Source organism: Kitasatospora sp. NPDC088548, from assembly GCF_044753005.1.
In the GTDB taxonomy this organism is placed as follows: Bacteria; Actinomycetota; Actinomycetes; order Streptomycetales; family Streptomycetaceae; genus Kitasatospora.
Window position 1 is genome coordinate 53,134 of the sequence record NZ_JBIVMI010000027.1, and the last position, 13,700, is coordinate 66,833.

12 protein-coding genes are annotated in these 13,700 nt (G+C 72.5%); 11 read left to right on the forward strand and 1 reads right to left on the reverse strand.

What is annotated here, in order from left to right:
- Nucleotides 1–199: 199 nt before the first annotated feature.
- The 9 genes from ACIP82_RS28895 (at nucleotide 200) to ACIP82_RS28935 (ending at nucleotide 10,298) form a co-directional block, all read left to right on the forward strand.
- Nucleotides 200–958 (forward strand): response regulator transcription factor, encoded by a 759-nt coding sequence (locus ACIP82_RS28895; protein WP_400657546.1) that lies wholly within the window; start codon nucleotides 200–202, stop codon nucleotides 956–958.
- Between the two features lie 324 nt (nucleotides 959–1,282).
- Complete coding sequence (locus ACIP82_RS28900) at nucleotides 1,283–1,771, forward strand: PhzA/PhzB family protein (RefSeq protein ID WP_363607730.1); 489 nt, start codon at nucleotides 1,283–1,285, stop codon at nucleotides 1,769–1,771.
- Nucleotides 1,772–1,803: 32 nt separating this feature from the next.
- Nucleotides 1,804–2,979, forward strand: coding sequence for a 3-deoxy-7-phosphoheptulonate synthase (locus ACIP82_RS28905; RefSeq protein WP_400657548.1), 1,176 nt, complete (start codon nucleotides 1,804–1,806; stop codon nucleotides 2,977–2,979).
- Between the two features lie 54 nt (nucleotides 2,980–3,033).
- Nucleotides 3,034–3,657: an isochorismatase family protein gene (locus ACIP82_RS28910; protein WP_363607732.1), complete on the forward strand. Its 624-nt coding sequence runs from the start codon at nucleotides 3,034–3,036 to the stop codon at nucleotides 3,655–3,657.
- Nucleotides 3,654–5,534 carry an anthranilate synthase family protein gene (locus ACIP82_RS28915; RefSeq protein ID WP_400657550.1) on the forward strand — a complete coding sequence of 627 codons (1,881 nt, stop codon included), beginning with the start codon at nucleotides 3,654–3,656 and terminating at the stop codon, nucleotides 5,532–5,534. The genes ACIP82_RS28910 and ACIP82_RS28915 overlap by 4 nt, the downstream gene beginning before the upstream one ends.
- The gene (locus ACIP82_RS28920; protein WP_400657552.1) at nucleotides 5,531–6,394 is read left to right on the forward strand and encodes a PhzF family phenazine biosynthesis protein; all 864 of its coding nucleotides are present in this window, start codon (nucleotides 5,531–5,533) and stop codon (nucleotides 6,392–6,394) included. The genes ACIP82_RS28915 and ACIP82_RS28920 overlap by 4 nt, the downstream gene beginning before the upstream one ends.
- Nucleotides 6,395–6,451: 57 nt before the next feature.
- The gene (phzG, locus tag ACIP82_RS28925; RefSeq protein ID WP_363607735.1) at nucleotides 6,452–7,099 is read left to right on the forward strand and encodes a phenazine biosynthesis FMN-dependent oxidase PhzG; all 648 of its coding nucleotides are present in this window, start codon (nucleotides 6,452–6,454) and stop codon (nucleotides 7,097–7,099) included.
- A 146-nt stretch (nucleotides 7,100–7,245) separates the two neighbouring features.
- Nucleotides 7,246–8,859, forward strand: coding sequence for an amino acid adenylation domain-containing protein (locus ACIP82_RS28930; RefSeq protein ID WP_363607736.1), 1,614 nt, complete (start codon nucleotides 7,246–7,248; stop codon nucleotides 8,857–8,859).
- A gap of 53 nt (nucleotides 8,860–8,912) precedes the next feature.
- Nucleotides 8,913–10,298: an FAD-binding oxidoreductase gene (locus ACIP82_RS28935; protein ID WP_400657556.1), complete on the forward strand. Its 1,386-nt coding sequence runs from the start codon at nucleotides 8,913–8,915 to the stop codon at nucleotides 10,296–10,298.
- A 76-nt stretch (nucleotides 10,299–10,374) separates the two neighbouring features.
- Here ACIP82_RS28935 and ACIP82_RS28940 read toward each other — a convergent pair whose 3' ends face one another.
- A complete protein-coding gene (locus ACIP82_RS28940) occupies nucleotides 10,375–10,731 on the reverse strand; it encodes a hypothetical protein (protein WP_400657558.1) in 357 nt (118 codons plus the stop codon).
- A 173-nt stretch (nucleotides 10,732–10,904) separates the two neighbouring features.
- Between ACIP82_RS28940 and ACIP82_RS28945 the strand changes: the two genes are divergently transcribed.
- Together ACIP82_RS28945 and ACIP82_RS28950 are read left to right on the forward strand one after the other, a co-directional pair.
- Complete coding sequence (locus ACIP82_RS28945) at nucleotides 10,905–12,032, forward strand: phenazine antibiotic biosynthesis protein (RefSeq protein WP_400657560.1); 1,128 nt, start codon at nucleotides 10,905–10,907, stop codon at nucleotides 12,030–12,032.
- Entirely contained in the window at nucleotides 12,032–13,444 is a 1,413-nt protein-coding gene (locus ACIP82_RS28950; protein WP_400657562.1) for an aldehyde dehydrogenase family protein, read from the forward strand. Before ACIP82_RS28945 ends, ACIP82_RS28950 begins: the two co-directional genes overlap by 1 nt.
- Nucleotides 13,445–13,700 lie beyond the last annotated feature (256 nt).

The window sequence follows — 13,700 nt, forward strand, 5'->3', positions numbered from 1 at the left end:
GTTGTATTCCGGTTCGCGGTACGGGGGAGAGTGTTTGCATGACATCTGATCGGCTGGGGTGCGGGTGCGGTTTTCCGGCACCCGGACAGAACCAGGAACAGAACCAGGAAGGGTTCTCGTGCGTGCGCGCCCCGATGGGTGCGCGGTCCGTCGCGCGGGCTGCCGAAGGGGGGCAGCCGTGGTCGCCCGTTCTGAGGTGATGGCTGGCCGTAACCTCGTGGCGGTGCCGTCGGTGGGGCAGGTGGACCAGGTCGCCCCGGACGCCGCGGTCCCGCGTCGGCCGGTGCGCAGTGCGCCGTCCGCCTGGCGGATCCTCGTGGTGGAGAACGACGACGAGGACGCGGAGCCCCTGACGGCGGGCCTGCGGCGGCACGGGCACCTGGTGGAGCGGGTGTCCGGCGGCATCCCGGCGCTCGGCGCGTACGAGGGCGTCGACGTGGTCCTGCTGGACCTCGAACTGCCGGACCTGGACGGACTGGAGGTCTGCCGGCAGATCCGCGCCGCGGGGGACACCGCGGTCATCGCCGTGACCGCGCGGGGGACGGAGCTGGACCGGGTCCTCGGACTGCAGGCCGGCGCCGACGACTACCTGGTCAAGCCGTACGGCTTCCAGGAGTTGCTGGCCCGGATGGAGGCGGTGATGCGGCGCGTCCGGAAGGCGGCCGCCGATCCGTCGGTGATCGTCCGCGGCCCGCTGCGGATCGACGCGGGGGCCCGCCAGGTGCGTCTGCACGGCCGGCGGATCGACGTCACCCGCAAGGAGTTCGACCTCCTGTACCTGCTGGCGGTCCAGCCCGACACGGTTGTCTCGCGCAAGACGATCATGCAGACCGTCTGGGGCGACGTCTGGTCCCGGCGCACCATCGACACCCACATCAGCAGCCTGCGGGGCAAGCTCGGGAGCAGTGACTGGATCCGCAACGTCCGCGGTGTCGGCTTCCAGCTCGGCTGGGCCTGAGCCTCGTCGCCCCTTCTGTGCGGCGTCCTTCCGAACCCCGCCGCGACCGCTTCACCTGTTCCACACGTTTTCGTCAACTCCACTGATGAGCTGCGGAGTTGAAACTCATCTGACATTTCCGGGCAACAACTTGAGGAACCTGCACTCAGTCTGACTCCGAGTTGGGCGCTCGTTCCTTGAACGCGTCGGAGCCACCCGGCAGGATCGGTGATGGCTCCGGCGCGACGACCGGGTGCCCCTCACCTCAGGTCGTCGGCCCCAGACACCGCCTCCTCCTTTTCCCGCCGGGAAATCGACACCCAGCGCACAGTTTGGAGTTCACCCATGTCCGAAACCGTTCAGCACAATGCCTTCGCCGACGATGCCGAGCTGCGCAGGATCAACCGGGCGACGGTGGAGACGTACATGACCTCCCTCGGCGAGGCCCGGCTGAAGCGCCACCTGCTCTTCACGGAGGACGGTGTCGGCGGCCTCTGGACCACCGACACCGGCGCCCCGATCGCCATCCGCGGCCGGGACCGGCTCGGTGAGCACGCCGTGTGGTCGCTGAAGACCTTCCCGGACTGGGAGTGGTACAACGTCCAGATCTTCGAGACCCAGGACCCCAACCGCTTCTGGGCGGAGTGCGACGGCCGCGGCAAGATCCTCTTCGCGGACTACCCCGAGGGCCACTACGAGAACCACTTCCTGCACTCCTTCGAGCTGGAGAACGGTCTGATCAAGCTGCAGCGGGAGTTCATGAACCCGTTCGAGCAGCTGCGCTCCCTGGGCATCCCCGTCCCGGAGATCAAGCGCGCCGGCATACCCACCTGATCGGTCGTCGCCCCGCCGCATAGGAGCATCCCGTGGACGAAGTCCTGCCCGACATCCGTCTCCGCAAGGCACTGCACCAACCCAGCTGGCCCGACCCGGCGCAGACCGAACGAGTGACGGAGACGCTGGCCGCCGGGCCGGCGCTGGTGCGCGCGCAGGACCTCGGCGTGCTGCGTGCCGCGCTCGCCCGGGTCGCGGCCGGCGAGGCCATGGTGGTCCAGGCCGGCGACTGCGCCGAGGACCCCGACGAGTGCACGGTCGCGGACGTGTCCCGCAAGGCGGCACTCCTCGACCTGCTCGCCGGAACGCTGCGCATGACCGCCCACAAGCCCGTCGTCCGGGTCGGCCGCATCGCGGGCCAGTTCGCCAAACCCCGCTCCAGCGCGACCGAGTCGGTGGGCGGCGCCCAGCTCCCCACCTTCCGGGGCCACATGGTCAACGGGCCCGAACCGGACCCCGAGGCCAGGCGGCCCGACCCGCTGCGCATGCTCACCTGCCACATGGCGGCGGGCGACATCGTGAAGCACCTGGGCTGGCGGGGGAACGCGCCGCTGCACGACGTCCTCGGCCCACCGGTGTGGACCAGCCACGAGGCGCTGCTCCTCGACTACGAGATCCCCATGCTGCGCCGGGGCGAGGACGGCACGCTGTTCCTCGGCTCCACGCACTGGCCGTGGATCGGCGAGCGCACCCGGCAGCCGGACGGCGCGCACGTCGCCCTGCTCGCCAAGGTGAGCAACCCGGTGAGCTGCAAGGTCGGCCCGTCGATGGAACCCGCCGAACTGGTGGCGCTGTGCGGGATCCTCGACCCGGACCGCACCCCGGGCCGGCTGACGCTCATCGCCCGGATGGGCGCCGAGCGGGTCGCGGAGCGCCTTCCGCGGCTGGTCGAGGCCGTCCGCGCGGCCGGGCACCCGGTGATCTGGCTGACCGACCCGATGCACGGCAATACGGTCGCGGCGCCGGACGGCAACAAGACCCGCCACGTGGACACCGTCTCGCGCGAGGTCCGGCGCTTCCAGCGGGCCGTCACCGGGGCCGGCGGCGTGCCCGGCGGGCTGCACCTGGAGACCACCCCCAACGACGTCACCGAGTGCGTCTCGTGCCAGGCGGACCTCGACCGCGTCGGCGACAAGTACACGACGTTCTGCGACCCGCGGCTCAATCCGCGGCAGGCCGTCGCCGTCGTGTCCACCTGGAGCGTCTGATCCCCAGACGCGTCGTACCCCGCTCGATCCGAGTCAGGCGTGAGAAGGAAGCAAATGGTCGGGATTCCTCCCATCGAGCCCTACACGTTGCCGACCGCGGGCGACCTGCCCGCCAACACCGCCCAGTGGACCCCAGATCCCGATCGTGCCGTGCTGCTCGTCCATGACATGCAGCGCTTCTTCCTGGCACCCTTCCCGGGCAGCGTCCGCGACCCCCTGGTGAGACACGCGGCGGCGCTGCGCGAGCGCGCCGCCGAACTCGGCGTCCCTGTGGCGTACACCGCCCAGCCGGGCAGCATGACCCCCGAGGAGCGCGGCCTGCTGGCCGACTTCTGGGGTCCCGGCATGCGGGGCGACCTCGCGGACCGTGCCGTCGTCGACGACCTGGCGCCCCGGGACGGCGACTGGCAGCTGACCAAGTGGCGCTACAGCGCCTTCCACCGGTCGGACCTCCTGGAGCGCATGCGGGCGGCCGGCCGCGACCAGCTGATCCTCTGCGGCGTCTACGCCCACGTCGGCGTGCTGATGACGGCGGTCGAGGCCTTCACCCAGGACATCCAGGCGTTCCTCGTCGCGGACGCCGTCGCCGACTTCAACGAGGACTTCCACCGGATGGCGCTCGACTACGCGGCCGGGCGCTGCGCGATGGTGGTCACGGCCAAGGAGGTCTTCGCATGACCGCGGCGACCGGTGACCTGCTCGACCGCGTCCTGAACGGTCGGGCCGGGGCCTTCGCCCTGCTGTACCGGCCGGAGGCGGCCGGCCCCGGCGTCCTCGACGTGCTGACCGGCGACGTCACGACCCCCGCGACGCTCGCCGGGATCCCGCTGCCGGACGCCGCCCGGACGGCCGGGGCGCACCACGAGGTCCTCGCGGTCGTGCCGTACCGGCAGATCACCGAGCGCGGCTTCGTGGCGACCGACGACGGCGCGCCCCTGGTCGCGCTGAGTGTCACCGGACAGGAGCGGATCCCGCTGGCGGAGGCACTGCGCCGGATCCCGCAGGTGCCGACCGAACTGGCCGGCGCCCACTTCGACGTGGACGACGAGGCCTACCAGGACATCGTCCGCCGGGTCGTCGACGACGTGATCGGCGCCGGCGAGGGGGCCAACTTCGTCGTCAAGCGGTCCTTCGTCGCCACCATCACCGACTACCGGCCGGCCAGCGCCCTGGCGTTCTTCTCCCGGCTCGTCCAGCGCGAGGTCGGCGCGTACTGGACGTTCCTGATCCACACCGGGGAGCGCACGCTCGTCGGCGCCTCGCCCGAACGGCATGTCAGCCTCGACGCCGGCACCGCCGTGATGAACCCGATCAGCGGCACCTACCGCTACCCGTCGACCGGCCCGACGCTGCCGGACGTCCTCGACTTCCTCGCCGACCGCAAGGAGACCGAGGAGCTGTACATGGTCGTCGACGAGGAACTCAAGATGATGGCCCGGATCTGCGAGGAGGGCGGCCGGGTCAACGGGCCGTACCTCAAGGAGATGGCCCACCTCGCGCACACCGAGTACTTCATCGAGGGCCGCACCGCGCACGACGTGCGCGACATCCTGCGCGAGACCATGTTCGCCCCCACGGTGACCGGCTCCCCGCTGGAGAGCGCCTGCCGGGTGATCGACACGTACGAGCCCGGCGGGCGCGGCTACTACAGCGGCGTCGCGGCGCTGGTGGGGCGCGACGAGCACGGCCGCCGGGCGATGGACTCGGCGATCCTCATCCGCACCGCGGACATCGACGCGTCCGGCCGGGTCGAGATCGGCGTCGGCGCCACGCTGGTGCGCCACTCCGACCCCGCCCGCGAGGCCGCGGAGGGCCGGGCCAAGGCGTCCGCGCTGGTGAGCGCGCTGGAGTCCGGCCGGGCCGGCGGCTTCGCCGACCACCCCGAGGTCCGCGCCGCCCTGGAGCGGCGCAACGACCCGATCGCCGGGTTCTGGATGCGCGGGGCCGGGGACGGGCTGCCGGCACACACCGGGCCGGCCGGCCGCCGGGTTCTGGTCGTCGACGCCGAGGACACCTTCACCTTCATGATCGCCGGCCTGCTGCGCGCCCAGGGTCTGGAGGTCACGGTCCGCCGGTTCGACGAGGAATACGCCTTCGAGGAGTACGACCTCGTCGTGATGGGCCCGGGGCCGGGCGACCCGGGTGACACGGCCCACCCCCGGATCGGCCATCTGCACGCCGCGGTGCGCACCCTGCTCGCCGAGCGACGGCCCTTCGTCGCGGTCTGCCTGAGCCACCAGGTGCTCAGTCTCGCGCTCGGCTTCGAGATATCCCGGCTGCCCGCCCCCAACCAGGGGCTGCAGAAGGAGATCGACTACTTCGGGGCCGTCGAACGGGTGGGCTTCTACAACACCTTCGCCGCGGTGAGCGACGACGACAAGCGCGAGGTGGAGGGCGTCGGCGTGATCGAGGTCAGCCGGGACCGGGGGACGGGGGAGGTGTTCGGGCTGCGCGGTCCGCACTTCATGACCATGCAGTTCCACGCCGAGTCCGTGCTCACCCAGAACGGCCCTCGTATCCTGGCCGGCGCCTTCCGGAACGTTTTCGGCACATGACGAAGGAACAGCGGGAGATCTCCATGCACAGTTACGTGGTTGTCGACGCCTTCTCGACCGAGGTGCTCAAGGGCAATCCGGTCGCCGTCTACTTCGGGGCGGACGACCTGACGGAAAGTCGGATGCAGTCGATCGCCAGGGAGATGAACCTCTCCGAGACCACCTTCGTGCTCGCGCCCGAGCAGGGTGGCGACGCGCGCATCCGGATCTTCACCCCGGTCAACGAACTGCCCTTCGCCGGGCACCCGTTGCTCGGCACCGCCATCGCGATCGGCAACCGGGGGCCGCTGGACCAGCTCAAGCTGGAGACGGCCAGGGCGATCGTCCCCTTCGAGCTGGTCCGCACGAACGGCGTGGTCACCGGCGCCTGGATGCAGCAGCCCATCCCGGAGTGGGAGCCCTTCGACCGGCGCGAGGAACTGCTGGCCGCCCTCGGCGTGCAGGACCCCGCGCTGCCGGTGGAGATCTACCGCAACGGGCCGCGTCACGTGCTGGTCGGCCTGAGCAGCGTGGCGGAGCTGTCCGCCCTGCGCCCCGACCACCGGGCGCTGAGCGCGTTCGAGGACATGGCGGCCAACTGTTTCGCCGGTTCCGGTACGCAGTGGCGCAGCCGGATGTTCTCGCCCGCGTACGGGGTCGTCGAGGACGCGGCCACCGGCTCCGCGGCCGGTCCCATCGCGATCCACCTGGCGCGGCACGGCCTGGTCGAGTACGGGCGGCGCATCGTCATCACGCAGGGCGTCGAGATGGGCCGGCCCTCGCCCATGCACGCGCTCGCCGAGGGCAGCGGCGAGCGGGTCGCCCGGGTCGAGGTCGGCGGCGAGGGTGTCATCGCGCTCGAAGGCGTGCTGCACCTGTGACGCGCCCGAAGGCGAGCGGTCCATCCCCCCGGTAGTCCAGACACCCCGGAGAGACGTATGAGCAGCACCAGGTCGGAGAGCATGACCGGGACCGTCGAGGTCCGCTTCCCCGAGTACGCGCAGCCGCCGGCCGAGCCGGTGGGCCTGCTGCGCGGCTGGCTCGCCGATGCGGTGGGCAACGGGGTCCGCGAGCCGCTGGCCCTGGCGCTGGCCACCGCGGACGCGGCCGGCCGGGCGTCGACCCGGATCGTGGTGATCAACAAGGTGACCGACCGCGGGTTCGTGTTCATCACCCACGCGGGCAGCCGCAAGGGCCGGGACCTGGCGGTCAACCCGTGGGCGTCGGGTGTCCTGTACTGGCGGGAGACCAGTCAGCAGATCATGGTCGACGGGCCGGTCGTGCGGCTGTCCGACGCGGAGGCGGACGCCCTGTGGCGCGCCCGCCCGGTGTTCACCCACGCCATGTCGACCGCCTCCCGGCAGAGCGAACCGGTGAGCGGCCCCGACGAGGTCGAGGCGCTGCGCAAGCGGGCCCTGGAACTGGCGGAGAGCGGCACGCCGCTGCCCCGCCCGGAGGGCTTCGCCGGTTACGAACTGCGCTTCGACAGCGTGGAGTTCTGGGCCAACGGGTCCGACCGGCTGCACGAGCGGCTGCGCTACGACCGGGACGGCGAGGGGTGGCGGGCCGGCCGTCTCCAGCCCTGACCCGGCACCCGGCCCGACACCTGACCCGGCCCGCAGCACCAGCGGTACCCGCAGCACCAGCGGTACCCGCAGCAGCCGCGGAATCCGCAGCACCCGCCCGACCCGCCGAACCCGCCGAACCCGTCGAAGTGGAACGCGAGTACACCATGCAGTCAGCCGCCCCCCTCCTGCACTCCGGCTTCCGGGCCTCCGCCCGGCGCGTCCCGGAGCACCCCGCGCTGCTCCTGCGCGGACGGACCTGGACCTACCGGGAACTCGACGGCATCGCCCGCCAGTGGGCCGCGGCGATCACGCGGTCGGCGGCGCGGCCGCGGCGCGTGGCCATCCTCGGCCACCGCAGCATCGTCACGTACGCCGGCTTCCTGGCCGCCCTGTACGCCGGGGCGACCGTGGTCCCGCTGAACAAGAAGTACCCCGTCGCCCGCAACCGCGACATCCTGGAGCGCGCCGAGGCCGATGTCGTGCTGGCCGACGCGGGCTCCCTCGCCGGGCTCGGCCCGCTCCTCGACGGCCTGGCCGGCGCCCCCGCGGTGGTGCTGCCGGAGAGCGACGAGGTGCCCGGGAACGTCCCCGCGGCGGTCCGGGTCCTCACCCGCGCCGACGTGGCGGCCTGCGTCCCGTCGGGCGGGCCCGTGGCGGTCGCCCCCGAGGACGGCGCGTACCTGCTCTTCACGTCCGGCACCACGGGCCGTCCCAAGGGCGTGCCGGTCTCGCACGCCAACGTGGCCGCGTTCCTGCACGCCAACACCGAGCGGTACGGCTTCACCGAGCAGGACCGGTTCACCAACACCTTCGACCAGACCTTCGACCTGTCGGTCTTCGACCTGTTCATGGCCTGGGGGAGCGGCGGCTGCCTGGTCCCCATGGACACCTTCGACCTGATGACGCCGCTGGACTTCGTCCGCACCCACGGCATCACCGTCTGGTTCTCGGTCCCCTCGGTCGCGGTGCTCCAGCACCGTCGCGGCGCGCTGGTGCCGGACAGCCTGCCGTCGCTGCGCTGGAGCCTGTTCTGCGGCGAGGCGCTGCCCGCCGCGACGGCGCAGGTCTGGGGGGAGGCGGCGTCCGGGTCCGTCGTGGAGAACCTGTACGGGCCGACCGAGGCGACCATCGCGTGCCTGGTGCACCGCTGGGACCCGCGGACCTCGCCGGCCGGGGTGGTCAACGGCGTCGTCCCGATCGGCTCCCCCTACCCGGGCACGGCCGCCGCGGTGTTCGCCGAGGACGGCAGCCCGGTGCCCGACGGCGGGACCGGTGAACTCTGCCTCTCCGGGGACCAGGTCTTCGAGGGCTACCTGAACGCGCCCGAGCAGACCGCGGGCGCCTTCCACCTCGCCCCGCCGGCGGACGGCGGTCCCGGCCGCCGCTGGTACCGCACCGGCGACCTCGTCCGCCGCGCGGAGAACGGCGAGTTCGGCTACGTCGGCCGGCTGGACACCCAGGTCAAGATCCTCGGCCACCGCATCGAGACGGGCGAGGTCGAGGCGCACCTGCTCCGGCAGGAGAACGTCGAGCAGGCCGTCGTCCTCGCGGTGCCGGGCGAGGAGGAGGGCGTGACGGTGCTCACCGGGATCCTGGTGGGCAAGGACCTCGACGTCTACGACGTGGACGAGGAACTGCGCCGGACCCTGCCCCCGTACATGATCCCGCTCTTCTACCACCTGCTGGACGGCTTCCCGCTGAACGACAACGGGAAGGTCGACCGCAAGGCGCTGCGCCACCGGGTCGTCTCCGGGGAACTGGAGCCGATCCTCCCGTGAGCGGGTGTCCGACGCCCTCCAGGAACGCGTCCGAACAGGAAGGAACGCCGTAGATGAACGACCCTGCCGCGGTCGCCGCGCTGCGCGACCGCGTACGCGGTGAGGTGCTGCTGCCGGGCGACGACGGATTCGCCGCCCGGTGCGCGGGATTCCAGACCGCCTACCGGCACCGCCCGTCCGTGCTGGTCCGCGCCGCCGACCCCGGGGACGTGGCGGCGGCCGTGGCGTACGCCGGTGCGCGGGAACTGCCGGTGGCGGTCCAGGCGACCGGGCACGGCCTCTCGGTCCCCACCGACGGCGGCGTGCTGATCAGCACCGCGAAGCTGTCGCAGGTCACGATCGACGCCCCGGCCCGCACGGCGCGGATCGGGGCGGGCACCCGCTTCGCCGCCGTCGTCGACGCGGCGGCCCGCTACGGCCTGGCCCCGCTCAACGGCTCCGCCCCCGGGGTCGGCGTGGTCGGGTACGTGCTGGGCGGCGGACTCGGGCTGCTGTCCCGGGAGTTCGGCTACGCGGCCGACCGGGTGCGGTCGATCGACCTGGTCACCGCCGACGCCCGTTCCCGGCGGGTCACCGCGGACAGCGACCCCGAGCTGTTCTGGGCGCTGCGCGGGGCCGGCGCCAACTTCGGCGTGGTCACCGGCATGGAGATCGACCTGGTCCCGGTCAGCCGGCTGTACGGCGGGGAGCTGGTCTTCGACCTCGCCCGCACCCCGGACCTGCTCGCCGGCTACCTCCGCTGGACGCAGACGCTCCCGGAGGAGCTGACCTCCTCGGTGTCGCTGCTCGACTGCCCCGATCTGCCGTTCTTCCCCGCGGCGGTGCGCGGCCGGTTCGTGGCCCACGTGCGCATCGCGTACACCGGGGACTCCCGGACCGGCGAGCGGCTGGTCGCCCCGCTGCGCGCGCTCGGCCCCCGGCTGGCGGACACCGTCGCGGAGATGCCGTACACCGAGTGCGGCACGATCTACAACGACCCGCCGCAACCGCACGCCTACCGGGGCGACAACGTCCTGCTGCGCGCCTTCGGTCCGCAACAGGCCGCCGAGGTGACGGAGTTGGTCGGGCCGGGGGCCGCCGTGCCGTGCGTGCTCGACGTCCGTCACCTGGGCGGGGCGCTCGGCCGGCCGGCCGAGGTGCCCAACGCGGTGGGGCACCGTTCGGCCCGCTACCTGCTGCGCGTGCTGACGCCCCTGATGGGCGCCGGGCCGGAGGAGGCGCGCGGCGCCACCGACAAGGTGCTGGGGGCGCTCGCCGCCGAGTCCGTCGGCGGCCGGTTCCAGAGCCTGGTGTACGGCGGGTGCGCGGACGGCGCTCCGGCCGTGCCGGCGACGGACTTCTGGGAGCCGGCCGACCACCGCCGGCTGGCCGCGCTGAAGGCCCGGACCGATCCGGCCAACCTGTTCCGTTTCAACCGCAACATCGAGCCCGCGGGCTGAACGGCGCGACGGCCGGAACGGCACACCGCGGTGTTGTGCGGCGCCCCGGAATTCCGGGGCGCCGCTCCGTCGTGTCCTATTCCGCGGGAACGGCGGGAACGAGCCCGCCCAGGGCGGGGCCGAGCCCGGCCAGCGAATCCAGGGAATGCACTCCCTCGACGGTCGCCTCCACGTCGAACCAGGCCCGGAAATCCACCGGGTGGCCGATGAGTTCGGCGGGGCTGCGGGGAAGTTCCGCGCTGCGCGCGGCCTCCTCCGACTCCCACAGCAGAAGGGCGCCCCAGCGGCCCGTCGACGGATCCGACAGCCAGATCTTCAGGAGCAGGCCGGGAATGTCCGTCCAGTGTTCCGACTCCGCGCGGATGAAATCGCGGAGCGTGCCGGCGTTCTGCCGGGAATCGGTGACGTCCCACCACGCAATCATCGCCTTCATTGCGTCAGTCTAGGCTCGGCGGCCGTCTCCGGGGAACGGACTGCCCGTCAAATTCGTGGACGGACAGTCGAATTGAGTAGTGACTACTCAGGCGGCGGCGGCCGGCCGGTGATCGAATGGGGGACGTTCGTCAAGTCGGCGGGGCCCGATGCGGGAGGCCGGCCGGCTCTGTGATGCCGCCTGTTGACATGGGAGGACGAGTGGCACCAACCGATCTGTCGATCCTGGACCTGCCGTACGACGCGGATCCGGACCCCGACGCACTCGTGCGGGCGGCGATGGAGTGGCACTTCGGCCCGGAGACCGGCTCGCCGTTCTGGCTGAAGCGGGCCGGGACCCTCGACTTCGACCCCCGGTCGGACGTCAAGTCCCACGCCGACCTGGCGCTCTTCCCCAACGTCGCGAACGAGCTGAGGGACGTGCCCGCGGCCGACCTGGTGCCGCGCGGCTACGGCGGGAACCCCGACGTCGTCGGCGTCTTCGAGAGCGGGGGCACCACCGGCGCGCCCAAGCGGGTGGTCTGCCCGGCCGACTGGCTGGAGAAGCTGGTCGCCTGGAGCAACGCCAACCTCGACGTGCACGGCTTCCCGCGCGGCGTCGACTGGCTGGGGATCACCCCGTCCGGTCCGCACGTCGTCGGGGAGATCTTCCGGCGCTCGGCCCGCACCCACGGCCGGTACGCCTTCCAGGTCGACCTCGACCCCCGGTGGGTCAAGCGCCTGATCGCGGAGGGCCGGGGCGGCCAGGCGGACGCCTACGCGGGACACGTCATCGACCAGGCCGCGCACGTCCTGCGCACCCAGGACATCGGGGTGATGACGGTGACCCCGCCCCTGCTGGAGCGCATCGCCCAGCGCGAGGAACTCGTCGAGCTGATCAACCGGAAGGTGAAGGCCATCCGCTGGGGCGGCACCCAGATGGACCCCGACACGGAGGCCCTGTACCGGACCGAGATCTTCCCCGAAGCCACCCTCTACGGGCACTACGGCAGCACGATGATCCTCGGCATCGCCGGTCAGCGCCACGGCACGCCGCTGGGCGAACCGTGCGTCTTCGACACCTTCTCGCCGTACATCACCTTCGAGGTGGTGGACCCCGCCACCCGGCGGCCGGTGGCGTACGGGGAGCGCGGCCAGGTCGTGATGCACCACGTCAGCAAGGCCCTGCTGCTGCCCAACAACCTCGAACGCGACACCGCGATCAGGGTGGCGGCGCCCGAGGGCCGGATCGGCGACTCGGCGGCCGGCATCGCCCCGGTCGCCCGCTTCGACGACGAGGTCGTCATCGAGGGGGTCTACTGATGACCGCCGGGCCGCAGCAGCCGGCGGACCGGGACGGACCGGACGGGCCCGCGATCCCCGTGCTGGACGCGCTGGGCCCGGCCGGCCCGTACCGCGCCCACAACCGCCAGGAGATCACCGATGTGACCGGCGCGGTCATGGCCGAACTGAGCCTGGTGCCCGCGCTCTACGTCAACCGGACGATGAAGGCCCTGCACGCCGCGACCCCGCTGCCCGCCGCCGAGCGGGCGAGTGCGCTGGCCCGCGCCGCCGAACTGTTCCGCACGGCGACCCTGGGCGGGCTGACGGTGCGGGAGTACGAGGCCGCCGTCAGCCGGGTCTCCGGCCTGCCGGTCAACGTCGTCCGGACCGCGACCGCGACCTGCGCCGACCGGGTCGCGAGCTCCTACCGCAGCGTCCAGTCGGCCAGACCCGCCGGGGCGGTGCCCGACTGGCGCGACCCGCTGGTCCGCACCTCGCAGGCGGTGTGGACCCGGCGCGGCGAGGTCCTCGCCGTGCACGTCCCCGGCAACCACCCCGGCACGCACGGGTTCTGGCCGGAGGCGCTGGCGCTCGGCTACCGGGTCGCGGTCCGCCCCGCCGCCCGCGAGCCGTTCACCGCGCACCGCCTGGTCCTCGCCCTGCGCGAGGCCGGGTTCGGCACCGACAGCGTCGTCCTGCTGCCCTGCGGCCACGAGGCGGCCGACGCCGTCGTGCGGGGCGCCGACCTCGCCTACGGCGGGGACGAGGTCATCCGGCAGTACGCCGACGAGCCCGGGGTGCTCTCCCTGCAGCCGGGCCGCTCGAAGATCCTGCTGACCGCGGACACGGACTGGCGCGACCACCTCGACATGATCGTCGACTCGGCGACCCGGCACGCCGGCAGCGGCTGCGTCAACGTCACCGCCGTCCTGGTCGAGGGCGACCCGGCCCCGCTCGCGGGCGCGATCGCCGAGCGGCTGGCCGCCCTGCCCAGCCTCCCGCCGCACGACGAGAAGGCCGTCCTGCCCGTGCAGAACCTCAAGTCGGCGCGGACGCTGGAGAAGTTCGTGCTGGACCGGGCGCGGGGCACCCGGGCCTGGCTCGGCGGCACCGGGTTCGTCGACGACCTCGGGGACGGCAGCGCCGTGCTGCGCCCGGCCGTGCACCAGGTCGACTCCGCCTCCGCCTCCCAGCTCGGCGCCGAGGTGCCCTTTCCCTGCGTGTGGGTCGGCCCGTGGAGCCGTGCGGACGACATCGAGCCGCTGCGCGACACGCTGGTCCTCACCGTCGTCACCGGGGACGAGGAGCTGGTGCAGGCCCTGATCGACGAACCGACGATCAGCAACGTGCACGTCGGGAGCCACGCCACGCACTGGCACCGGCCCGGTCTGCCGCACGACGGCTACCTGGGCGAGTTCCTGATGCGGAGCAAGACCGTGGTCCGGGTCTGAGCGGGGCCGCCGGCGGCCGGTAACGGCAGGCAGTACCAGCGGGCGGCACCGCCCCACGAACACCGGCAGCACAACCCGGCCCCGGAATTGCCTTCCGGAAACCGGACCGGGTTGTGCTGCTGTTTCATGCCCATTGCCATAAACGACAGTTCTGCCCGGCCGGGAAGGTAGTTATTGGACACCTTCCGGGGGGACGGCAGATGATTCTGCGGAGCCGCCGAACCGGCGACCCGAAGGGGGAGGAGTGGAGTGCACG